The sequence below is a fragment of the Ensifer meliloti genome (assembly GCF_030064585.1).
Lineage (GTDB): Bacteria > Pseudomonadota > Alphaproteobacteria > Rhizobiales > Rhizobiaceae > Sinorhizobium > Sinorhizobium meliloti.
Genome location: NZ_CP120364.1, coordinates 1,173,055 through 1,195,073, shown reverse-complemented (window position 1 = coordinate 1,195,073; position 22,019 = coordinate 1,173,055). Strand labels below are relative to the sequence as shown.

The window sequence follows — 22,019 nt, the reverse complement described above, 5'->3', positions numbered from 1 at the left end:
ATGTGATAATGTGATCGGGTTCGATCTACATAAAAGGACACAGAGAGGCAGGAGCAGAATGAGCACGATCATGTTCCCGCAGAAGGACTTGCGCGAAGAGACCGCAGCCCTGCGCGCACAGATTCTCGACAGGCTGTCGAAATTACCCTGGGACGGGCTTTCCTTCGCGCATCCCGTTCCAGGCCTGTCGCTCTATCGCATCGTCGAGCCGGCGGGCCCCTTTTCGAGCGTATACGAGCCGAGCCTCTCCTTCATCATCAAGGGCAGCAAGAATGTCCGCGTCGGCAACGAGACGCTCGTCTACGATGAAGGCTGCTTCTTCCTGACCGCCATCGGGGTTCCCGTAACTGCGCAGATCTGCGCAGCGAGCGAAGGGGAGCCCTATGTCGCAGCCGCCTTGCGGCTGGACATGGAAAAAGTGCGGCGCATCATTGCTGATCACGACATACACCCGACCGACATTCCCGAACGCGACCTTGGTGTGGCTGTCGGTACCGCGACGCGCGAGCTCTTCGACGCCCTGTTCCGGCTGATTTCGCTTGCGAGCTCGCCGGACGACATTCCGTTCCTGGCCGGCCATATCCAGAACGAGATCCTCTATCGGCTTCTCACCGGCGAGCAGGGCGCGCGGCTGCGGCGCTTCGCGCTCGCGGGCACGCACAGCAACCGCGTCGCCAAGGCGGTCCTATGGTTGAAGGAAAACTACACCAAACCGCTTCGCGTGGAAGAACTCGCCGAGATCGCCAATATGGGCGTCTCCACGCTGCACCATCACTTCCGTGCGATGACCGCAATGAGCCCGCTGCAGTTCCAGAAGCATCTGCGACTGCATCACGCACGGGAACTAATGCTTTCCAAGTCGCTCGATGCGGCGACGGCGGCGCTGCAGGTCGGCTACGAGAGCCCGACTCAGTTCAACCGGGAGTATCGCCGGGCATTCGGCCATCCGCCGCTGCGCGACATCCGGGCGATTCTGAATTCCAACGATTCGACCAGGCGGAACTCCGCAGGCTGATTGCTGTCCCACCCGGCGGGATGATCACGATCCCGTTAACCTGGCAGTAATGGGCAATAATTCGGCAGGATTGAATCTATCAGCTCGGCGAATGGTCTTCTAAGCTCCAGGTCTCGTTCATGGTCTTAGATCAGGTTGCCCTGAATCATGACCGTGATCGAATCCAATAGTTTGAGCGGAATGTGGGCGGAAGACCTTTCCACATCCGCGCCATCGGCAGTCCGGCATGTGGCAGCGGCGTCCCGCATCCACGCGCCGAAACGCGAGGAGAGCACCATGGTGACTGTTAAGATCAACGGCGTCGAACACAAGATAGAGGCCGAGGCGGATATGCCGCTTCTCTGGGCGATCCGCGACCTTGTCGGGTTGACGGGCACGAAGTTCGGCTGCGGCATGGCGCAATGCGGCGCCTGCACGGTTTATGTCGACGGTTCACCCACTCGGTCCTGTCAAACCTTCATCGGCGACATCGAAGGCGCCGAGGTGACGACGGTCGAGGGCCTGAAGGGCAAGGTTGCCGAGACGGTACAGGCCGTCTGGGCCGATCTCGACGTTCCGCAATGCGGCTACTGTCAGTCCGGCCAGATCATGTCCGCAACGGACCTTCTGGCCAACAATCCCAAACCAACCGACGCGGACATCGACGCCGCCATGTCCGGCAATCTCTGTCGGTGCGCCACCTATCATCGTATCCGCGCGGGCATTCACGAAGCCGCGAAGCGTCTGGAGGCCTGACATGATACCGAAACTGATGCAATCGATCACCCTTCCCGTCGCCCGGGCCGAAACGTCGCGGCGGCAATTCCTGCTCGGTGCGCTTGCGGCCGGCACCGGCGTCGCAATCGGGTACCGGATCCTGTCCGCGTCGCCGGCACTGGCGGGCGAGGCGGCAACGGAGAGCGGCTCACACGCATTTTCCCCATACCTGACCATCGGCGGGGACGGAAAGGTCACCGTTCTCTCGTCTCAGTTCGAGATGGGCCAGGGCTCCTATAACGGCATTGCCACGCTGGTGGCGGAGGAACTCGACGCGGATTGGTCCGCGATCGACGTCATCGGAGCCGCCGGCAATATCAAGGCTTACGGCAATATCGCCTTCGGCGGCACGATGCAGGGCACGGGAGGGTCGACCTCCATGTCCACCTCCTGGGAGCGCTATCGCAGGGCAGGTGCCGCCGCCCGGGCGATGCTGGTTGCTGCCGCTGCAGCGGAATGGGGCGTCGACGCGGCCGAGATCGCGGTCGAGAACGGCGTTCTTTCGCATCCATCCGGCAAGAGCGGCGGTTTCGGCGCGTTTGCAGCCAAGGCGGCCACCATGCCGGTGCCGGCCGACGTGAAGCTCAAGGAGCCGGGAGACTGGAAACTTATCGGCAATGCCGAACTGAAGCGCTTCGACAGTGCCCGCAAGGCAAACGGAACCGAGCAATACACCATCGACGTCAAGCTCCCCGGAATGCTGACAGCGGTGATGATCCACCCGCCTCTCTTCGGCGCCAAGGCGAAGTCCTTCGATGCTTCCGCCGCCCGTGCGATCAAGGGCGTGGTCGACGTGGTGGAAACGCCCCGCGGCATCGCCGTGGTCGGCGAGCATATGTGGGCCGCGATCAAAGGCCGCGAGGCAGTCACGGTTGAGTGGGACGAGACGGGCGCCGAAAAGCGCGGAACGCCCGAGCTGATGTCCACCTATCGCGATCTTGCCGGCAAGACGCCGGCCGCATTCGCGCGCAAGGACGGGGATACCGACGCCGCATTCACATCGGCGGCAAAAGTCATCGAAGCGACGTTCGAGTTCCCCTATCTCGCGCATGCTGCCCTGGAACCCCTGAACGCGGTCGCGCGCAGGAACGACGACGGCACTATCGAGATCTGGGGCGGGCACCAGCTCCCCGACGTGTACCAGAACCTCGCCAGCGAGATTGCCGGAGTGCCGGTCGAAAAGGTCCGGCTCAACGTCATGAAGACCGGCGGCAGCTTCGGGCGGCGTGCGGTTTTCGACGGCGATGTCGTGGTAGAGGCCGTCCATGTGGCGAAGGCCCTCGGTTTCCGTGCACCGGTCAAGGTGCAGTGGACGCGGGAGGAAGACACCCGCGCGGGCCGGTATCGTCCGGCCTATGTGCATCGGCTGAAGGCCGGGATCGACGAGGCCGGGAAGCTCGTCGCCTGGAGCGATCACATCGTCGGCCAGTCGATCATGGCGAAAACGGCCTGGGACGGCATGGTCCAGAACGGGGTCGACCCGACCTCGGTGGAGGGCGCCAACAACCTCCCCTATGCCATTGCGAATCAGACCGTCGGCCTCACGACCACCGACGTCCGCGTCCCGGTTCTCTGGTGGCGCTCCGTCGGCTCGACACACACCGCATTCGCAGCCGAAGCTTTTCTGGACGAGGTTGCCGAGGCTGCGGGACGGGATCCGCTCGAGTTCCGACTGTCGATGCTGAAGCCGGACTCGCGCCATGCGACCGTTCTCAAGCTCGCAGCGGAGAAGGCCGAATGGCAGAAGCCGTTGCCCAAAGGCCGCTTCCGGGGCGTCGCCGTCGCCGAGAGCTTCGGTTCGGTTGTGGCACAGATCGCCGAGGTATCCGTCGATGGCGACGGTATCAAGGTCGAGCGCGTCGTGGCTGCCGTCGATTGTGGTCTCGCGATCAATCCGGATCAGGTCCGGGCTCAGGTCGAGGGCGGTATCGGCTTCGGGCTGAGCGCCATCCTGGGTGAGGAAATCACGCTGACCGACGGCAAGGTCGATCAGGGGAACTTCGACATGTACACACCACTCAGGATCGATGCGATGCCGAAGGTGGAGGTTCATATCGTCGCCTCCGCCAATCCGCCTTCGGGGATCGGCGAGCCCGGCGTTCCGCCGATCGGCCCTGCGGTTGCCAATGCCGCCTTCAAGGCGCTCGGCAAGCGGATCCGCGTCATGCCCTTCGCGAAATCGCTCAACGCCTGAGCGCGTGCCGGCCGCCTACTGCATGTTTCCTTTAATCGTGGCCGGTTAAAGGGCAAAAACAGCGCTTTGCGCGTCTGACAAGACGCGCGGCGCTGCAGGCGGCCGGCATTCTTCCCCAGCGGACCGGGGCAGAAACAGAATTGCCGTTTGGCATGTATTTCTCGGAACCATCCGCGGCGCAGAGTGTTAGGCGCCGTCGCTTTACCCAAAGCGGCTTGTCCAGAAGAACGGGTCGGCTCTTGTCCCCTCCGCTATGCCGGAATCGACCCGGGCGGCGTCCCTCCCTCCTCCCCTCCCCGGGGGCGCCGCCGTCGCTGCGGAAAGTGCCTCCTCCGCAGCGACGTCATGCAGCGGCAGCAGACAATGCGTCGTTCTGCCGTCGCGACATGCTCAGCCGAAGAAGAGAGACACGACCATGATCGCCGAAACCAGCCCGACGGCAGCGATGAACACGATCAGGTCGACCATTGGGTGATGGCGCAAACCGCGTCGCATGGCGAACTCCTCCACCCGTTGCGGGTCAAGCAGAACGCCTGCGATGAGGAATTGTTCATCCGAGGCAGTGGCGATGGTCAATGCCCGCCCTTGCGCCTCGCGTCGTGACTGTGGTGGCGGTCAGGCTCGCCTCCGCCGCCGGAAACCTTGCTGCGCGTGCGGCGCTCGGAGTCGGCTGGCGGCTTTGGTATTTCCAACGGCTCCTTTGCATTTTCGTGCCAGGCTCCCGGACCGCCCTGGCGGATGCTTGCTGGCGTCTTCTTGGATGTGGACATGCGCTCTGCCTCATCTGTCGTGTTGGTAGCCTTGATGGGTCGTATTGACCTTCGTGTTGCCCTGCTGGCCCTTCTTCTCGGGGTTCTCGGCCACGTCCGGCTTCTTCGACTCGGCCAACACGGTTCCAGGCTCTCCTGTTCCCTTGTCGCTGCGATTGTCCGGAGGGATTGGCGGTGGTCGGCTGCTCATTGGGGATCTCCTCACGCATGTGTCGTCGCGTTTCGATACCGACGTCTTGCTGGCACCCGGTCTAACCGGTCAGACCGGAGGATGTTCCTGGCCGCGCGCCGCCGCTGCGCCATGCAGGGATGCGCCCAACGCCAGGCCGATACCCATGGCCATATAGGCCGCCGCCAGGTCGGACTTCGGCAGGGCGAGTTCCCAGCCGGGCGTAAGACGCTTCGGTACCAGCCCATAGTCGACAAGGGCTGCCAGCACGGTGGTGCCGAAGGCGGCGGCCATCACCCGCTGCGGCGAAGGCCGCGCGCTTCGTCCGACCATGGCGGAGAACGGCAGCGCCCACCAGAGTGAGGCAAGCATATGCGTCACGAAGCCGGTGCCGGTGTGCGCGAGGTCGAGACGCGACTGCGAACCGGCTCGACGGCCGTGTATCCAGTGGCTCGTCGCGTTGATCGGCCGCCAGGGACTTTCGTTCCGGCGCTCGGCCGAGACGGTCAGCGCCGCCACCGCGGCAAGACCGGCGAATAATCCGCTTACAGCAATGAGTGATCCACGCGCCATCGGTTTCTCCTCTCGTGGTGACGGGCCGACGGATGAACCGGCGGTCCGCCTGTTTGTTCCGACCCGCCGAAGGTCGGCGGAGGTGCCGCTACTCGGCCGGTTGCGGAATGCTTCCCGCTACTGACGCCCCTTTATGGCCGGCAAGGCTACGCTGGCCCGTCGCTATGGTCGCAACGGTCGCTGTCCCGGCCGCCACGGATACCCAGAAGCCGTTCTGCGCACCGAAATTGTCTACGACCCAACCGGAGACGAATGCACCGAGCGCCATGCCGATGCCGATCCCGGTCATCACCCAGGTGACACCTTCCGTAAGCATCGACTCCGGTACGCGGCGCTCGATCAGGCCGAAAGCAGTGATGAAGGTCGGCGAAATGGCGATGCCGCTTACGAAAACCGCCAAGGCCAGGAGAGGCACGGTGTCGGCGAAGAGGAGGGGCACCGACGTGACGGCAATGATGCTTACGGCGATCAGAAGCTGCTTGTGCAGAGCCATGGTCGGGTTAAGGGCCCCAAGCGCCAGGCCCACCAGGAACGACCCGACCGCATAGACGCCGATGACGAGGCTCGCTGCCTGCGGCTGGCCGAGCTCTTTCGTGATCGCTACGGCGCTTACTTCCGCAGTCGCGAAGATCGAGCCCACGAAGATGAGGGCAAGCGTGATGATCTGCACCGGTCGTTGGCGGATCGCCGACGCTCGCGAGACCCCGGGCTCCAATGGGCGCACCTTCGGCTCCGTCGAGCGCTGAACGATAAAAGCTGCCGTCCCGAGGGCAAGGAAGATCGTGCTGATCAGCATGCCGGCTTCAGGAAACAGAGCTACCGCCAAACCCACCGACAGCGACGCGCCGGCAATATAGACCAGCTCGTCTGCCGAAGACTCGAAGGCGAAGGCGGTGTTCAGCTCCGGACGGTTGCGAAACATCTCGGTCCAGCGGGCACGGACCAGGGCGGGTATGCTCGGCATCGCGGCGGCGAGGAAAGCCGAGGCGAACAGCGTCCATGCCGGCCAGTCCCGATTGGCTGCAAGGATCAACGCCAGGAACGCAAGAACCGATACGATCGTCGTCGGAACGACCACGGCCGGTTGGCCGACGCGATCGACCAGACGCGATATCTGCGGGGCAACGAGCGCATTGGTGAGAGCGAAAGTCGCCGACACCGCGCCTGCAAGCCAGTATTCGCCGTGGGTCTGGGACAGCATCGCGACGATACCGATCGGGGCCATCGCTATCGGAAGGCGTGCGAAGAAGCCGGCTGCCGAAAAGCCCTTGGCTCCTGGAGCTCGGAATATTTCTCCGTATGGATTGGACATGAGACGCTCCTTGAAAATTTGTGCAGAATGACATACGCGGCGTATGGAATCTAATTAGTTGCATACGCCGCGTATGTCAAATAAAATACGCAACGTATGCAAACAGGAGACATGATGAACAAGCCCCGTAGGGAAATGATCGCCGAGACCCGCGCAAAACTGATCGCGGCCGCCCGGCGCGCCTTCGGCACCGTCGGGTTTGCGGAATCGTCTATGGACGATTTCACCGCCGAAGCCGGGTTGACCCGCGGCGCGCTCTATCATCACTTCGGCGACAAAAAGGGGCTTCTGCAGGCAGTGATCAGGGAGATCGACGCCGAGATGACGGCACGCCTGAACAAGGTCTCGTCGGAAGCACCGACACGCTGGCAAGGATTCGTCGACGAGTGCGTCGCCTATATCCGCATGGCACTCGAGCCGGAGATCCAGCGCATCATGTTCCGTGACGGCCCTGCCGTACTCGGGGACATATCGCAATGGCAAATGACCGAAGGTTGCATTGCAGCGCTGGGGGGAAGCCTGGACCGGCTCAAGGCCGATGGTGAGGTCATCGATATCGACACCGAAGCGGCCGCCCGTCTGATCAATGGCGCGAGCAGCCACGCAGCGCTGTGGATCGCCAATTCCGACGACCCGCAGGAAACCTCGCACAAGGCCGTGGAAGGCTTCCGGGCCCTGCTCGACGGTCTGAGGACAGCGAAGGATTGATGCGTCGCAACCGGTGACGCTCAAGATTCACGACGCTTGCCATTCGTGATATTGGTTTAGAAACGCACCACCAGCCCCAGGATCGGTCCCTGCTCGACCACGTCGAAGACAAAGCCGTCATCGCTGTAGTCGACGCCCAGCGCGCGGTAGCCGGCGACGGCGGAAATCGTGTCGCTGAACCGGTAACCGATCGCCGCGGCGACATCCCAGTCGAGATCCGCGCCACCGGCGCCCACCAGCCCCCATCCGGTCAGATAGATCTCCGGAGTGATCGAGTAGGTTCCGCGAAAACCTGCCATCCCGTCCGCCCAGGTGGCATCATCCGTTCTCGACCGTCCGTCGAGAAGGCCGCCGCTGAAGGAGAGCTCGCTCTCGACGGACCACACGCGCAGGCCGCCGACAATGTCGAGCCGAGAAGAGCCATCATCGTAAATCGCGTAACCGGCCCCAAGCAGTCCCGCGAATGTTTCGGTCGCAAGCTCGACATCGTCCGCAAGGATACCCCTCGGCGTCCCGCCCTGACCCGACAGTTTGATGTACATCGCGTCACCGAAGATGCTGTAGGGTCCGTTGCGCGCCTCTGCCGTGGCCATCAGAGCGAAATCCAGATGATCGAAGACGTCGCTGAAACTCGCGTCTACATCGACGGCGGGCAGACCGAACTGCTCGATATCGCCCGAAAGGCCGGCGGCCCAGAAATAGGGGGCAAAGGAAAACGTCCAGCCGCTCTCCGTCGTGGTTTCCTGCGCCTGCGGCGTCATCGGCGAATATATGTCCGCCGCCAACGCGCTGCTTCCGAGCAGGAAGCTTGCGGCAAATGCCAGATTTCGAACGAGCCAAGGCCTCATGTTATCCTCCAATAATATTTGCCGGCACAGCCAGGCTTGATTGCGGCTCCTATGGCGCTGCTCTTTGAGAGCGTTCGTCACTGGCGAGGGTTTCATCCAGCCGGACTTTCTTGGGCGGCGTGCCGCGGCCTTCTATTATGGTGACCGGCGCGGTGATCGTGGCAGCCGCGACGGTGCCGACATTCTTGGCCGTGCCGGCGACGACGGCGGTGATCCCCTCGCCCAAAGTGATCTCGGAGTCGGTCAGCGTCTGCCCCTTGATGATCCGCTGCCCGATCAGCTGCACGATCTCGGGGCTCTCGGCGAACTTGCCGTGGTGCAAGCCGTCATCCGTCTCGACCTTGGTGAGGTCGATCGCAGTAATGCCGGCTGTCTCCAGCTGCGTGCGATAGGGTTCGGCACTTGGGTCGATCGCGCCGAGCCGCGAGACATCTCCCGAGATCAGTCGCGAAAGCGCCAGCGCCCGGTCGTCCTGCGAGACGAAGATCGTAAATTTCGGCCGTGCATCGCCCATGTCGGTCCACTGCTTGGCGAAGACGTCGAGGTCGATGTCGGGCGAAGCGAGGATCACATTCTCGATCTTCGGCGCGATCTTCCCGTCGCGGATTCCCATCTGCCGCAGCGCCTCCATCGTGAGCCAGGTTCCCATAGAATGGGCAAGGATGGTGACGTCCTTGACGTTCGGGGCATTTGCCAGCGTGCGCAGCGTATCCTCGAGCGCGGTGCGCGAATAGTTGGTGCTCTCTTTGTCGTAATTATAGTCGAACACCCGCGCACGCGAGGGCCAGGTGAACAGCATAGGTGTCGCCTGCGCACCGGAATCATGGACGATCTGGGCCAGCCGGAAGACGCCGTCCTCGTAGCGGTTGTTGAAGCCATGCACGAAAAGAAGCACATGGCCGCCCTTGTTATGGGCGCGGAACCAGGTGCGCGCCTCGTCTTCGGACGCCATTTCGCGCACGCGCGTGACGGCGAAGTCGGTTTCCGGATTGGGCGGCAGCTTGCGCGGCCATTGCACCGTGCCCGGCGCGCGGCGCGAGTCCGGCGGAATCGAAACCGCCACATCGGTCATCGAAAGCGTCGGGCTGCGCTCTCCCGAAAACAGGGTCGCCGGGTCGCCCGAGGGCTGGCGCGTGGTCGCCACCAGCATGTCGACCTGCGAGGTGTTCGACGGCTGCGCCAGAGCCACCGGAGTCATCACGCCTTTCGCATGGCCTCCGCAGCCCGCCAGAAGAACGAGCGCGACAAGCGCGGAAGCAGTCGATATTCCTGCTTTCGGGATACGGAACCGGTCCCCAGAAGACCTCACGTCACTAGCCAATGCCACGCCTCACAATTTTAGCGCCGCTCGCGCTACGCTTCTTGGCACCGATCCCCGCGTGTGCGGCTATCCGTGCATTGATGCATAGAGGAACGGCCTCGATTCGCCCAGGCGACACGGCCGCAACCTCCCGTACAAACCTAAAAACTCCATCACAGGTGGAGCTTGCCCTCCCACACATCGAGATCTTCCTGCCCGAGGCTCAGATACCCGCCCGTCGCTTCGATCTGGAGATTGTCGTTGAGCAGCATTCTGAAGCCGGAGTGGAGCGAGAACGCCCAGGGGAAGGCGTTACTTCCGACAGATCGCCCCTCAGTATCTTTCCCGTCGTTCGGCCGCTCGAACTCGTATTGCGCGCCAAGCTCCGCGAAGACCGGAAAGAGCCCCTGCAGGAACATGGTACGGCAGCGGCGGAGCTTGGCGCTAGACACGTGCCCTCCAAACCTTAACGGACGCGCCTGACACATCGGAAACCGACATGGCTGGTACTCGTGTCGATTTCCTGGGCGTGCCTTGCCGCGGGACGGTACCGTCGGCAGTAGTCCGGCGCGCAGAGATGCGATCCGCCCTTGAGCACCCGGCGCGGGACCTTCACTCTCGCCGCCGGATCGATGCTCGCATCGGCATCCGCATTGCGGGGATTGCTCGGAATGCAGCAAGGCTTGGCGGCCGCTTCCGGGTGACGCACGGACCAGTAATCCGTAGTCCACTCCCACACATTCCCAATCATGTCGTAGAGGCCGTAGCCGTTCGGCGGATAGGACCTGACCGGCGACGTCCGCGCGAAGCCGTCGTCCATCGAATTCTCGACCGGAAAACTTCCCTGCCAGGTATTGGCCATGTGATTTCCGCCCGGCGCAAGCTCGTCGCCCCAGGCAAATTCAGCTTGGTCGAGACCACCGCGCGCGGCGCGCTCCCACTCGGCCTCCGTCGGGAGCTCCTTGCCGACCCATTCGGCATAGGCCCTTGCGTCGCTGTAAGCGACATGGACGACCGGATGGTCCAGGACCGCTCCGATGCTGCTCTTGCGCCCGAGCGGGTGCCGCCAGTTGGCACCCAACGTGAATATCCACCACTGCGATATGTCCGTTCCTTGCAGCGGGCGCTTCGGGGGTGTGAAGACGAGGGAGCCCGCCCTTAGATTGGACGGCGGGGCGCCCGGATAGTCTTCCGCGCGCGGCTTTCTTTCCGCGAAGGTCACATGCCCCGTCGCATTTACGAATTCGAGAAATTGGCGGTTCGTTACCGGTGTTTCGTCGATCCAAAACCCGTCGACGGTTACCGGGTGCACGGGCGATTCCTCCGGATAATGGTCGTTCGACCCCATCATGAAGGTCGCACCGGGAACCCAGACCATCTCCGCCGCGAGTTCAAGGTCAACCACGCTGTTCAAAGAAGGCTTCATCGGCAATCTCCCCTGCAACCAGTTCCCGCGTCTACCATGAAGGGGCAGCGCCATGCCAGTTCACTCCCGGGCATCTTGTACCAGGCTCGCAGTCTTGTCCGCATTCACCTGCTCGGTGAGCGGGCCGTCGGCGGAATAAAATTGGCTGATGTTGCCGCCGTACTGCACCGTTTGCCTTCCCGATTGCCACGGCTCCGCTTTTCGACGCTATCGAACCACCGATTCGAATCCGAATCCGTTTTCTCAGTCCTGGACGACCGCCCAGTCATCGCTCGGATTGAACGTGCGGATGGCGGCGGCAGTCTTCTCGGTGTCCTCGCCGAGATTCGCTTGGTAGACGATGCCGTTGCGATTCATCACCAAGGTCTTCACTCCGGTGACGCCGTATCTCACCGGCCCGGCAACCAGGCCGGACCCGGCGATCATGTTGCCGTTGATCACATAGTGGAATTTCCCCCTTCGCCGCCGCTCCGCCATCCCGGCGCGGTGCGTCAACGCGCCGCTGGACATTGCCGGCCCGCTCGCGGTCGGCCCGAACGCGGCTCGCATCGACCTTGCTCTTGCGGATGTCGTCGACGGAAACCTTTGCGGGCCTGCCGGCCATGTCCCGACGGTCACGGCTCACATCCTTCGCGCGGTTGGCGATGTTGTTGTTGCGGTTGGCCTTGAACGCGTTCCTGAACTTGGCGCGGTCGATATTGGCGAACTGGTTCTTGTCGAACTTGATCTTGGACCGATCGACGTTCTTCCAGTCGACGTCGTTCATTATGAACTTGTCCCGGTCGATATCGATGTCGTTGAAGCAATTGTCGATGTCGACGTCGCCGTCCCAGTGCCCGCCCGACGCCCCCAGTCGTCCCAGTCGACCGCCGCCCATATGGCAACACCGGTGATCGCAGCGGCAAAGTAGGGTGCCGGTGGATGATAGTAGTTCGGATAGGGATCGGGGTAATAGGCGATTGGCGCCGGCGCATAGCCGGCTCATATGAGACTGAACGGGCGTTGTGTGGTGGCGGCAGCGCCTGCCTGCCTTTAAAGAAATCGGGACAACCTTTGATGTCGTTACGGAGGTCCCGATCGATCAGGACAGACAATTCCTCCCAAACTTGCCCGCCGCCCTGCGGCGGGTTTTTTTATGCGCCGCGCCGAGCTCGAGAGCCTGCAAGGATATCCATTCGCTTGGCACCGTGGTCACGGGTCCGGACGAGATGGGAGGGCTCGAGACCTTGCAATCTGAGTATCCAGTGGAGGCGTGGCAAGGCAATCTTGCAACGGGCCGCTTCGAGCTTGGTGCCCTGGCGCGGCACACCACCCATGGAATTGCAGGCGACCGGCCCTGCGGTCTAGGACCCATTCTCGGCGCTTACGAATCTGCCTCATGCCCCCGCGTCGCATATATCATGTGCGCTACGGCACGGAACGGTGGGCAATTCAGCTCCGTGTCGCGGGCGTCAGGGTCCAGAATTCGTCCTCCCGTTTCGTTCTTCGCCGCCGGCGAAACCCGGCTGAGTGCGGATGGGAGAACGGGCCAAATCCGCGGGGTATTCCTGCTGCCCCGGCTTGCCGTCGAACGAGCCGCCGGATAACCACGCCACGGCTTACAGCGCGGTCATCGGAGGCCACCGTCCACGCCTGCCCCCGTGCTTGTCACAGGATTGGAGTCGGTGGGAAGCCTTGCAGTATCGCGACCGACGGGGCGCAGCCGGCGCTCATTGGCAAAACTTCGCATCCTGACGGATTGCTTGAAACACCCGCGGTTTGCGAGTAAAATTACAGCAGCAATTCAAAGCGTTACAGAACCGTTCGATCTGAAGCGAACGGAGTTGCAACGTAAGCTGCACGCGAGTGGTGACGCTTTGTCAAACTTCACATGTGGAGGTTGTCATGCCCAACACTCTGATGGCAGGAAGAAGAAGCCAGGACTGGGCAAATCTGGTCTTGGCAGCGTGCCTGTTCCTCTCTCCCTGGGTCATCGGCTTTGCGGCTGAAGCCGCGCCGACGTGGAACGCCTGGATCGCCGGCATCGTGCTCGGTGCCCTGGCGGTCGCAACCCTTTCGGCCTTCGCCGAATGGGAGGAATGGGCCAATATGATAATCGGCCTGTGGTTGATCGTTTCTCCCTGGCTGCTCGGCTTCATGGGAAATGTGAATGCGATGTGGACCCACGTCATTCTCGGCGTGCTCGTCGCCGCAATCGCGGCCTGGGCGGTCTGGGACTATCGTCACCACTCGCACGCCTGATGCACTGCCGGGAAATTGTGTAACGGTTTTCCGTCCGGAAGTGCGTCGGATCAAATGTCGGAGCATTTCAGTGTTTCCATGAAATGCTCTAGTTCACGATGACTCTAGGTCGGGTCGACCTAGAGTCATGAACGTGAACGATTCGAATAGGTTCAAAGTGCGCCGCAACGGTTGAATGCGGCGCGCAGGAATGCAGCGGGCTGTATTATCCCACAGCGCGTTCCTGCACCACCGCGTCGATGTCCGGCATGCCGAGTTCGCGGCGTGAGCGCTCTGTCTCGATGGCGAGATCGAGCACTCGCTGCAGGTCCGCGGCATGGCGGAAACCCGGCTCGACGGTGCGGCCGGCCTTCACCGCCTCGACGAAGCGCTGGTAGTTGGTGGGCACGGTGCCGGCCTCGACGGTGCGCCACACGGCCTTTTCGACATCGGGCCCCATGCAGCCGCGCAGGCTCGAGCCATCAGGCGTATGGATTACTTCCAGGGCTCCCCTGTCGCCGTGAAGCCTGAGCCTCAGCTCGTTGAGATGGCCTGTCGCCCACCGGCTGGCATGAATCACGGCCATCGCGCCGTTTTCGAACTCCGCCGTCATGGCGAAGCTGTCATTGGCGTCGAGGTCGTACTCGCCGATACGGTTGTCCGGCGCCTTGTCGAATGCCTTCAGGCGAGCGAATACCCGCTCGACCGAGCTGTTGGCCCCGTAGCCGGCGAAGTCCAGAATGTGGATGCCGACATCGCCAAGCACGCCATTCGATCCGTGTTTCGTCGACAACCGCCACAGCCATTTCGACTCGCTTGCCCAATCGCCCCAGGCCCGCGACACCAGCCAGCTCTGGAGATAGGAAGCCTCCAGATGCCGCACCCGGCCGATTTCACCGGCGACCACGAGTTCACGCGCCTTCTGCAGCGGAGCGACGTTGCGATAGGTCAGATTGACCATCGTGACGAGGCCGGCCCGCTCGGCCGCGGCCGCCATCTCGGCGGCCTTCTCATAGTTTTCGGCCAGCGGCTTTTCGCACAGCACATGCTTGCCGGCGGCGATGAGCGCCAGGGTCGTCGGGTGATGCGCCTTGTCGGGCGTCACGTTGGTGGCCGCGTCGAATTCTCCCCAGGCAATCGCATCATCGAGAGAGGTGAAGGTGTTTTCGATGCCGTGCGTGACGGCAAATGCCTTGGCACGGGACGGGTCCACGTCGACGGCGCCGACCATTTCGACGCCTTCGATCTCACCAAAGGCTTTCGCATGGCTGTTGGCCATGCCGCCGGTTCCGAGAATAAGCAAACGCATGGGGGTCCCTTTCATCGATATCCGGCCTCGCCGGCCCGATGCAGTCTCGGGCCGCGCTCGACGATCGGCTCCAGCGCCTTCTCCACCGGGACGTTCGGCGCATCGTGAATGGCCTTATACGTGCCCTGCGGGTTATACGCCCATTTCACTGCGTTCCGCAGCACCTTGTGCACGGTCGCGTCGTGATAGGTCGGGTAAGTCTCATGCCCGGGGCGGAAGTAAAAGATATTGCCCGCGCCGCGCCGCCAGGTGAGGCCCGAGCGGAAGACCTCGCCGCCGGCAAACCAGGAGATGAACACCGTCTCGAGCGGCTCCGGCACCGAGAATTGCTCGCCATACATCTCCTCGTTCTCGATGACGAAGTTCTCACCGAGCCCTTCGGCGATCGGGTGGCGCGGATTGACCACCCAGACGCGTTCGCGCTCGCCCGCCTCGCGCCATTTGAGCGCGCACGGCGTGCCCATCAGCCGCTTGAACACCTTGGAGAAATGGCCGGAATGAAGCACTATGAGCCCCATGCCTTCCCAAACGCGTTTGGCGACGCGCTCTACGACCGCGTCGTCGACGGCGCCATGATCCTTGTGGCCCCACCACAGCAGCACGTCGGCGGCGGCGAGCCGTGTCTCGCTCAGCCCGTGTTCCGGCTCCTGCAGCGTCGCCGTCGTCGCATCGATCCCCGGCTCGGAATCGAGTGCGGCTGCGATCGTGTTGTGCATGCCGTCCGGGTAAATCTCCCGAACCACCGCATTCGTCTGCTCGTGGATGTTTTCACCCCACACGATGGCATTTATAGACAAGGTCATTCTCCTCGTGATTTGGGGCACCCGCTGCCGGATGCCGACTGTCCGTGATTTGAAGTGTTGGCGCGGGGCCGGGCCGGGAAAACCGCGCGGGTCCCCGCCCTTTCCTGCCCTAACGTTTGAGGCTTTGGAATGATCCGAAATCCCTCGGATCAGCCTTGGTTTCGAGACTTTCCGAGCGAAATCGCGTGGCTGCGTTCTAGGCCGCACCCCGCATTTCCATCCGTCCGAGCGCCCGGCCGCCCGCATCGAAGCGGTGAACCTGGCCGGCGGCCGGCGAGATCCTGATCGTCTGTCCGGGCTCATGCTTGGCGATGCCGCTCTCGCGGACGATCACCGGCTCGCCGGTCCCGATGTCGAGATAAATATAGCTGTCGGAACCGAGCATCTCCGAATGGATGACGGTTCCACTCCACTCACCTCCCTGTTCATCGATCTCCAGGTGTTCAGCGCGGATGCCTATCGTGTCCGCCTTGTATGGCTCTGCGAAGGCGCCGGAAAGAAAATTCATCTTCGGCGAACCGATGAAGCCGGCGACGAACACTGAATTCGGCGTCTCGTAAAGCTCCAGTGGCGTGCCGATCTGCTCGACGAGACCGTCCCTCAGGACGCATATCCTGTCGGCGAGCGTCATCGCCTCGACCTGATCGTGAGTCACATAGATCATCGTCGTCTTGTGCATGCTGCGGTGAAGCTTGGCGATTTCGAGCCGGGTGGCTACACGCAGCGCCGCGTCGAGGTTCGAAAGCGGCTCGTCGAACAGAAAGACCTTGGGATCGCGAACGATCGCACGGCCGATTGCCACGCGCTGGCGCTGCCCGCCCGAAAGCTGGCGCGGCAGGCGTTCGAGATAGGGCGTGAGCTGCAGCATTTCCGCGGCCGCCTCAACCCGCTTGCGGCACTGCTGCTTGTCCTTGCCTGCAAGCTGCATGCCGAAGGCCATGTTCTCGTAGACTGTCATATGCGGATAGAGCGCATAGGACTGAAAGACCATGGCGATGCCGCGGCGCGAAGGCGTCAGCTGATTGACGACCTGGCCGTCGAAGGCAAGCGTTCCGGAGGTGATTTCCTCGAGCCCGGCGATCAGTCTCAGGAGGGTCGACTTGCCGCAGCCGGAAGGGCCGACGAAGACCATGAACTCGCCCGACTTGATTTCCATGCTGACGCCCTTGATCACATCGAAGGCGCCGAAGGACTTGCGGATATCGCGCAATTGAAGCTCTGCCATCTTGTTCTCCTATCCTTTGACGCCGCCGGCCGTGAGGCCGGAAATGATCCGCCGCTGAAAGATGAGCACGAGGACCACGAGAGGCACGGTGACGATCACGGATGCTGCCATGATGTTGCCCCAGGGAATCTCGAACTGGCTGCCGCCTGAAAGCAGAGCGATCGCAACCGGCACGGTGCGCTGCGTGTTCGACGAGGTGAATGTCAGCGCGAAGAGGAACTCGTTCCACGCCGCGATGAAGGCGAGAAGCCCCGTCGTCACCAGCGCCGGCCACATCAGCGGCATGAAGACGCGGGTGATCACCACCCAGGGAGAAGCGCCGTCGACGATCGCCGCCTCTTCGATCTCGATCGGCAGATCCCGCATGAAGGTGGTCAGCACCCATACGGTGAACGGCAGCGTGAAGATCATGTAGGAAAAGATGAGCGCGAGCGGCGTATTGAAGATCCCGACGAAGCGGATGAGCTCGAAGAGACCTGCAAGAACCGCGATCTGCGGGAACATCGAGACCGACAGGATCGTCAGGAGAAGCAGCCCGCGGCCGCGGAAGCGTACCCGGGCAAGCGCATAGGCGGCGGTTACGGCAAGAAGCAGCGATATGGCGACCACGAGCGTGGCCACGAGGAGCGAATTGCCGAGATTGCGCACGAAGGTCCCGTGCGAAAAGATGTCGGCATAATTGGCGAGCGAAATATCGGTCGGCCAGTATTCGACGCGAAACAGCGCCGTGCCGGACTTCAGGCTCGTGAGGATCGCGTAATAAAAGGGAAAGACGGCGACGAGGATGATGACGGCAACCAGCGCGTAGAACGCGGCCCGCTTTGCGATCGCGACGGCCATCAGCGTTCTCCTCCGCTCAAATTGAGGCGACCGAGCCACATGTAGAGGATCGTGATCGTCGCGATGATCAGGAACAGCATGGTCGAGGCCGCCGCGCCATAGGCGAACTTGTCGAAATCGAAAAGGTTTTCGCGCGCCATGACCGACATGGTCTTGGTCTGTGCGTTGTTGGGCGTCAGAACGTAGATGAGGTCGAAAATGCGCAGCGCGTCGAGCATGCGGAAGATGACCGCGACCATGAGCGCCGGCCGGATCAGCGGCAGGGTGATCCGCCAGAAGACACGTACCGGATGGACGCCGTCGATTTTGGCGGCTTCGTAAATATCGCCCGGCACCATTTGCAGCCCGGCTAGGATCAGGAGCGCCATGAAGGGCGTCGTCTTCCAGACGTCCACGATCAATACCGCGATCATGGCGGTATCGGGACTGGCGGTCCAGGCGATCTTCTCGCCGATCAGGCCGAGGCCGATGAGCATGTCGTTGAGGATGCCGAACTGGTCGTTGAGCATCCAGGCCCACATTTTCGCGGAGACGATGGTCGGGATCGCCCAGGGGATCAGGATCGCGGCACGGACAAGTCCGCGACCGGGAAACTGCGCGTTGAGCACCAACGCGACGATAAGGCCCAGCGCCGTTTCGATACTGACCGAAAGAACCGTGAATTTGAGCGTGTTCCAGACCGCATTCCACCAGGCGGGGTCCGCAAGCAGGCCCCTGTAAATCGTCCGCCCGCTCTTCAGGGTGATCCATGAGAGATAATTGGCGAAGCCGACGAATTCGGCGCCCGACAGATTGGTCAGCGAGGCGTTGGTGAAGCTGAAATAGATGGTTCTGATGAGCGGCCAGCCGGCGACGAGCCCCAGGACGAGGAAGGTTGGCGCGAGAAAGAGCCAGGCCGAACGGACCCGTTGCGCCTGCAGGTCCGAGCCTATCCTGCCGCCATGCGCAAGCGCAGCCGGCCGATCCGCGAGGGAGAGATCAGTCATGACGTGAGCCTACCGGTTGGCGCGGGTCCGCCCGTGCCGTTTGATCTTGACCCGGACGGCAGAGCTGCCATCCGGGTCTCGCGATTTTACCAGGCGTCGCCCTTGAGTTCGGTCAGTTCGACTTCGAGAAGCTCGAGGTTCTCCGCCGCCGTTCCGTTACCCGAAAGCGTGTTGTGCACGGCGCTCCAGAACTTGGAGGACACTTCGTTGTACTTCACCTTTGCCACGGCCGAGGGGCGCGGCACGGCGCTCTGGAAGATAGGCTTCCAATGCGGCATGAACGGCTGGGCGGCCGCGACTTCCGCATCGTCGTAAAGCGCCGCGATCGTCGGCAGGTTCGAAAGCTCGATGGCGCGCACCTTCTGGGTTTCGGCCGAGCCCAGGAACTTGACGAAGGCGATTGCCGCCTCCTGCTCGTCGGAGTATTTCGAGACCGCGAGGTTCCATCCGCCGAGGGTCGAGGACGGCTGATCGCCGTCGGTGGCGGCCGGGAGCGGGGCCACTTCGAACTTGCCCTTTACGGCGCTGTCGTCGCCGTTGCCAAGAGCGTAGGCATAGGGCCAGTTACGCATGAAGACGGCGTTGCCGGTCTGCCAGACGCCGCGTGATTCCTCCTCCTGATAGGCAAGCACGCCCTTGGGCGCGATCGCGCCGATCCATTCCTTGACTTTCTCGACGGCCGCCGCCGCCTTTTCGTTGTTGACGGAGATCGTGCCGTCGGGCTCGATGATCTGACCGCCGCCGGACGACTTGATCCACTCGAGCGCGTTGCAGGTGAGCCCCTCATAGGCATTGCCCTGAAAGACGAAGCCCCAGATATCGGCACTGCCGGCAGCACGCTCCTTGTCCTGAACTTCCTTCGCCGTCGCAGCCAGCTCATCCCAGGTCTTGGGTGGCGTCTTGCCGTATTTGTCGAGCAGGTCTTTGCGGTAATAAAGCGCCGGCGCGTCGGTATAGAAGGGCAAAGCGACCAGCTTGCCATTGACCGTCTGGGACTGGATGATCGAGGGGAAGTGCTCGCCGACCACATCCTTCGTCGCCTCGGTCAGGTCGACGAACTGCTCGGCGAGCTGCGGAGCCCAGATGACGTCCGTCTGGTAGACGTCGACATCCTTGTTGCCGGCGGCAAGCCAGAGTCGATACTGGCTGAACTGCTCGCTGCTCGAAGCCGGCATGGTCACCAGGTTGACCTTGTGACCCGTCTCCTTCTCGAATTTGGCGATCTGGTCCCGCAGAAAGCTCAGATTCTTGCCGGTCGAATTGGCCGCCATGGACAATTCGGCGGCGGCAGCAAGGTCGATTGCGCCGACGATCGCAGCGCAGGAAATCAGCGTCCTGACAAAAGGCTTCACGTTCATTGGTCCCTCCAAAACTCCCCCCGGTTCCGCAGGCTCCTCAGCAATTCGAAAACGGTTTGGGTGGGCAGAAGCTGTCAGAAGGCCAATCTGCTGTCAAGCCGTGGTTGCGCCGGAAGTATGCGCCGTAGCCATCGCGGGTTTTATGTCGTATATTCCGAATGTTAGTCGAAACTCGGCGCGTCGGCCCCACAACCTGACCCGGTGGCGAACCTGATTGCGAGAATACTTCATCCACAGGAATTTAAAACGATTTGGCTTGTACCCGGATAGCTCTGTCGATCAGGCCCTGGCAGTGCCCGCGACGCAAACGCGTGGATTGTGACTGCCGGCGAACCGCGTATAGTCCGGCGCGAATGTCTGCAGCGCTGCGCATCGCTTCGACGCGCAAAATTGAGCGAATGCAGCTTCTCGATTTGCTGCGTGACTTGCTTCGGAAGCGATCCCCGGACAATACGCAGAAGGGGCGCGGGGAAGAACAGTGAAGCTCAAGGAATTCGCCAAACAGTTGGGGCTCTCTCCAACGACGGTAAGCCGTGCACTGAGCGGCTATCCGGAGGTCAGCGAGAAGACCCGCAAGCGCGTTGCCGAGGAGGCCGTGCGCCTCGGTTACCGGCCGAACATCAACGCCGTGCGGCTCGTCACGGGCCGCGCAGGCGCGATCGGCGTCGTTATGGGTCGCAACGAATTCCAGTTCTCCGAATTCATGAGCGGCATGGCCGAACGGCTGGACAGCGAGGATATCGACATTCTCGTGAGCCCGGTTGCCGACCATGATATGAAAGCCGAGCTCCAGCTCTATAGCCGGCTGGCGACGAGCGGACGGGTCGACGCCGTGATCATCCATTCACCGAAGCCGAACGACGAGCGCATCCTGCTGCTCCACAAGCTCGGCATTCCCTTTCTGGTCCATGGCCGCTCCGAGACCAACGTGCCGCACGCCTGGCTCGACATCGACAACGAAGGCGCGATCCGCCGCGCCACCTCGCACCTTCTAGACCTCGGCCATAGGCGGATCGCACTCATCAACGGCCGCGATGGTCTCACTTTCACGCTCCACCGCGACAAGGGCTATCGCGAGGCGCTGGAACAGCGTGGGCTGCCCTTCGATCCGCGCCTCGTCACGCATGGCCAGTTCACCGACGAGATCGGTTTTCGCTCGGCCCGTTCCTTCCTCGAGCAGTCCCCCCGCCCGACGGCCTTCGTCGCCGGCTCGATGATGACGGCGCTCGGCGTCTATCGCGCCGTGCGTTCGGTCGGCCTTGTGGTCGGAAAGGACATCTCCGTCATCGCACATGACGATGTCTTTCCCTATCTCACGGCCGACAACATGGTCCCGTCCCTTTCGACGAGCCGGTCGCCCCTGCGCGCCGCCGGCGCGCGCTCGGCCGACCTCACCCTGCAACTGCTTACCGGACGGCCGGCCACGGAAATTCACGAGCTCTGGCCGGTCGAGCTCATCCTGCGCGAGTCGACCGGTCCGGCGCCTGAAGCATGACCATCCTTCTCCGTCGGGGCTCTACTCGCGTCCCTTCAACCGGAACAGCAGGTCCTCATGTACGGCCGTGAGGTGGAAGACCAGGAAACCGGCCGCCTCCTCGAAAACGCCCGCGCGGCAGAGGCGGATCAGCTCGGCGTGCTCTTCCATCGCTCGGGTCATCGCTGCGACGCTTGAGAGCTGGACGCGCGTGTAGCGGTCGCTCGTCTGCAGCAGCGACGCGACGATCTGCTGCGTCCGGGGCATCTCGGCGCGCCGGTAGAGGGCCAGGTGCAGTTCGGCATTGAGCTGGCCGTAGGAATCGATTTCCCCTGCGGCCGTCGCCTTGAGGAATCGGTTTTGAACCTCCTCCACCCGCGCGAAATCGTTGTTATCGAGAAGCGGCGCAGATTTGCGGAAGAGCCGCGGTTCCAGAAGCGCCCGCAGCTCGAAAACGTCGTTGATCTCGGCGAGCGACAGTTCGGAGACGATCGCCCCCTTCTGCGGCACGATCCTGACCAGCCCTTCGGCTTCGAGCTGAAAGAGGACCTCGCGCACCGGAATGCGGCTGACGCCGTAGGTTTCGGCCAACGCATCCTGCCGCAGCTGACTGCCGGCCGGATAGCGCCCGGAGAGAATCGCCTGCCGGATTTCCTCGATTAATGCCCCGGAGAGGGTGCGATGTTTGAGTTGTGACACCATGGACGCTCGCTACAGGAATACCGCCAAAAAT

The 22,019-nt window shown here is 62.5% G+C and carries 22 protein-coding genes and 1 pseudogene; 6 read left to right on the top strand and 17 right to left on the bottom strand.

Features of this window, described 5'->3' with window-relative positions; genetic code table 11:
- Positions 1-58 precede the first annotated feature (58 nt).
- The 3 genes from PZL22_RS05520 (at position 59) to PZL22_RS05510 (ending at position 3,965) form a co-directional block, all read left to right on the top strand.
- Complete coding sequence (locus PZL22_RS05520; protein WP_003525770.1) at positions 59-1,015, top strand: AraC family transcriptional regulator; 957 nt, start codon at positions 59-61, stop codon at positions 1,013-1,015.
- A 276-nt stretch (positions 1,016-1,291) separates the two neighbouring features.
- A complete protein-coding gene (locus PZL22_RS05515) occupies positions 1,292-1,750 on the top strand; it encodes a (2Fe-2S)-binding protein (protein ID WP_003525768.1) in 459 nt (152 codons plus the stop codon).
- A gap of 1 nt (position 1,751) precedes the next feature.
- The gene (locus tag PZL22_RS05510; RefSeq protein ID WP_284718250.1) at positions 1,752-3,965 is read left to right on the top strand and encodes a xanthine dehydrogenase family protein molybdopterin-binding subunit; all 2,214 of its coding nucleotides are present in this window, start codon (positions 1,752-1,754) and stop codon (positions 3,963-3,965) included.
- A 390-nt stretch (positions 3,966-4,355) separates the two neighbouring features.
- Here the strand turns inward: PZL22_RS05510 and PZL22_RS05505 are convergent, their stop codons facing one another.
- From PZL22_RS05505 to PZL22_RS05485, 5 genes are all read right to left on the bottom strand, one after another.
- Positions 4,356-4,541 carry a hypothetical protein gene (locus PZL22_RS05505; protein ID WP_003525766.1) on the bottom strand — a complete coding sequence of 62 codons (186 nt, stop codon included), beginning with the start codon at positions 4,539-4,541 and terminating at the stop codon, positions 4,356-4,358.
- Entirely contained in the window at positions 4,538-4,735 is a 198-nt protein-coding gene (locus tag PZL22_RS05500; protein ID WP_003525765.1) for a hypothetical protein, read from the bottom strand. Before PZL22_RS05500 ends, PZL22_RS05505 begins: the two co-directional genes overlap by 4 nt.
- A gap of 10 nt (positions 4,736-4,745) precedes the next feature.
- Positions 4,746-4,925, bottom strand: a complete 180-nt coding sequence (locus PZL22_RS05495; RefSeq protein WP_033048180.1) for a hypothetical protein — start codon at positions 4,923-4,925, stop codon at positions 4,746-4,748.
- 69 nt (positions 4,926-4,994) lie between these two features.
- Positions 4,995-5,477: a hypothetical protein gene (locus PZL22_RS05490; protein WP_003525763.1), complete on the bottom strand. Its 483-nt coding sequence runs from the start codon at positions 5,475-5,477 to the stop codon at positions 4,995-4,997.
- 88 nt (positions 5,478-5,565) lie between these two features.
- Positions 5,566-6,789 (bottom strand): MFS transporter, encoded by a 1,224-nt coding sequence (locus PZL22_RS05485; protein WP_284718249.1) that lies wholly within the window; start codon positions 6,787-6,789, stop codon positions 5,566-5,568.
- Between the two features lie 114 nt (positions 6,790-6,903).
- On the opposite strand from PZL22_RS05485, the gene PZL22_RS05480 reads away from it, so the two are divergent.
- Positions 6,904-7,497, top strand: a complete 594-nt coding sequence (locus PZL22_RS05480) for a TetR/AcrR family transcriptional regulator (RefSeq protein WP_003525761.1) — start codon at positions 6,904-6,906, stop codon at positions 7,495-7,497.
- 56 nt (positions 7,498-7,553) lie between these two features.
- Here PZL22_RS05480 and PZL22_RS05475 read toward each other — a convergent pair whose 3' ends face one another.
- From PZL22_RS05475 to PZL22_RS05455, 5 genes and pseudogenes are all read right to left on the bottom strand, one after another.
- Positions 7,554-8,345 carry a hypothetical protein gene (locus tag PZL22_RS05475; protein WP_003525758.1) on the bottom strand — a complete coding sequence of 264 codons (792 nt, stop codon included), beginning with the start codon at positions 8,343-8,345 and terminating at the stop codon, positions 7,554-7,556.
- A gap of 49 nt (positions 8,346-8,394) precedes the next feature.
- A complete protein-coding gene (locus tag PZL22_RS05470) occupies positions 8,395-9,666 on the bottom strand; it encodes an alpha/beta hydrolase (RefSeq protein WP_033048178.1) in 1,272 nt (423 codons plus the stop codon).
- Positions 9,667-9,818: 152 nt separating this feature from the next.
- Positions 9,819-10,097 (bottom strand): hypothetical protein, encoded by a 279-nt coding sequence (locus PZL22_RS05465; protein ID WP_003525755.1) that lies wholly within the window; start codon positions 10,095-10,097, stop codon positions 9,819-9,821.
- 14 nt (positions 10,098-10,111) lie between these two features.
- On the bottom strand, positions 10,112-11,071 hold the full coding sequence (locus PZL22_RS05460) for a formylglycine-generating enzyme family protein (RefSeq protein ID WP_003525753.1): 960 nt from the start codon (positions 11,069-11,071) through the stop codon (positions 10,112-10,114).
- A gap of 243 nt (positions 11,072-11,314) precedes the next feature.
- Positions 11,315-11,527: pseudogene (locus PZL22_RS05455) on the bottom strand (DUF2950 family protein); the annotation flags it as partial.
- Positions 11,528-12,955: 1,428 nt separating this feature from the next.
- Here PZL22_RS05455 and PZL22_RS05450 point away from each other — a divergent pair.
- Positions 12,956-13,312, top strand: a complete 357-nt coding sequence (locus tag PZL22_RS05450) for an SPW repeat protein (protein WP_003525746.1) — start codon at positions 12,956-12,958, stop codon at positions 13,310-13,312.
- A 205-nt stretch (positions 13,313-13,517) separates the two neighbouring features.
- Here the strand turns inward: PZL22_RS05450 and PZL22_RS05445 are convergent, their stop codons facing one another.
- The 6 genes from PZL22_RS05445 to PZL22_RS05420 all read right to left on the bottom strand — a co-directional run bounded on the left by PZL22_RS05445 (position 13,518) and on the right by PZL22_RS05420 (position 19,812).
- Positions 13,518-14,600 carry a Gfo/Idh/MocA family protein gene (locus PZL22_RS05445; protein ID WP_003525741.1) on the bottom strand — a complete coding sequence of 361 codons (1,083 nt, stop codon included), beginning with the start codon at positions 14,598-14,600 and terminating at the stop codon, positions 13,518-13,520.
- An 11-nt stretch (positions 14,601-14,611) separates the two neighbouring features.
- Entirely contained in the window at positions 14,612-15,397 is a 786-nt protein-coding gene (locus tag PZL22_RS05440; RefSeq protein ID WP_003525739.1) for a ThuA domain-containing protein, read from the bottom strand.
- Positions 15,398-15,599: 202 nt separating this feature from the next.
- A complete protein-coding gene (locus PZL22_RS05435) occupies positions 15,600-16,628 on the bottom strand; it encodes an ABC transporter ATP-binding protein (RefSeq protein ID WP_003525738.1) in 1,029 nt (342 codons plus the stop codon).
- A gap of 9 nt (positions 16,629-16,637) precedes the next feature.
- Complete coding sequence (locus PZL22_RS05430; protein WP_003525737.1) at positions 16,638-17,468, bottom strand: carbohydrate ABC transporter permease; 831 nt, start codon at positions 17,466-17,468, stop codon at positions 16,638-16,640.
- Positions 17,468-18,454 carry a carbohydrate ABC transporter permease gene (locus PZL22_RS05425; protein ID WP_003525736.1) on the bottom strand — a complete coding sequence of 329 codons (987 nt, stop codon included), beginning with the start codon at positions 18,452-18,454 and terminating at the stop codon, positions 17,468-17,470. Before PZL22_RS05425 ends, PZL22_RS05430 begins: the two co-directional genes overlap by 1 nt.
- An 86-nt stretch (positions 18,455-18,540) precedes the next feature.
- Positions 18,541-19,812, bottom strand: a complete 1,272-nt coding sequence (locus tag PZL22_RS05420) for an ABC transporter substrate-binding protein (protein WP_003525735.1) — start codon at positions 19,810-19,812, stop codon at positions 18,541-18,543.
- A gap of 478 nt (positions 19,813-20,290) precedes the next feature.
- Between PZL22_RS05420 and PZL22_RS05415 the strand changes: the two genes are divergently transcribed.
- Entirely contained in the window at positions 20,291-21,307 is a 1,017-nt protein-coding gene (locus PZL22_RS05415) for a substrate-binding domain-containing protein (protein WP_003525733.1), read from the top strand.
- Between the two features lie 21 nt (positions 21,308-21,328).
- On the opposite strand, the gene PZL22_RS05410 is transcribed toward PZL22_RS05415, so the two are convergent.
- Positions 21,329-21,988, bottom strand: a complete 660-nt coding sequence (locus PZL22_RS05410) for a GntR family transcriptional regulator (RefSeq protein WP_003525731.1) — start codon at positions 21,986-21,988, stop codon at positions 21,329-21,331.
- Positions 21,989-22,019: the final 31 nt, after the last annotated feature.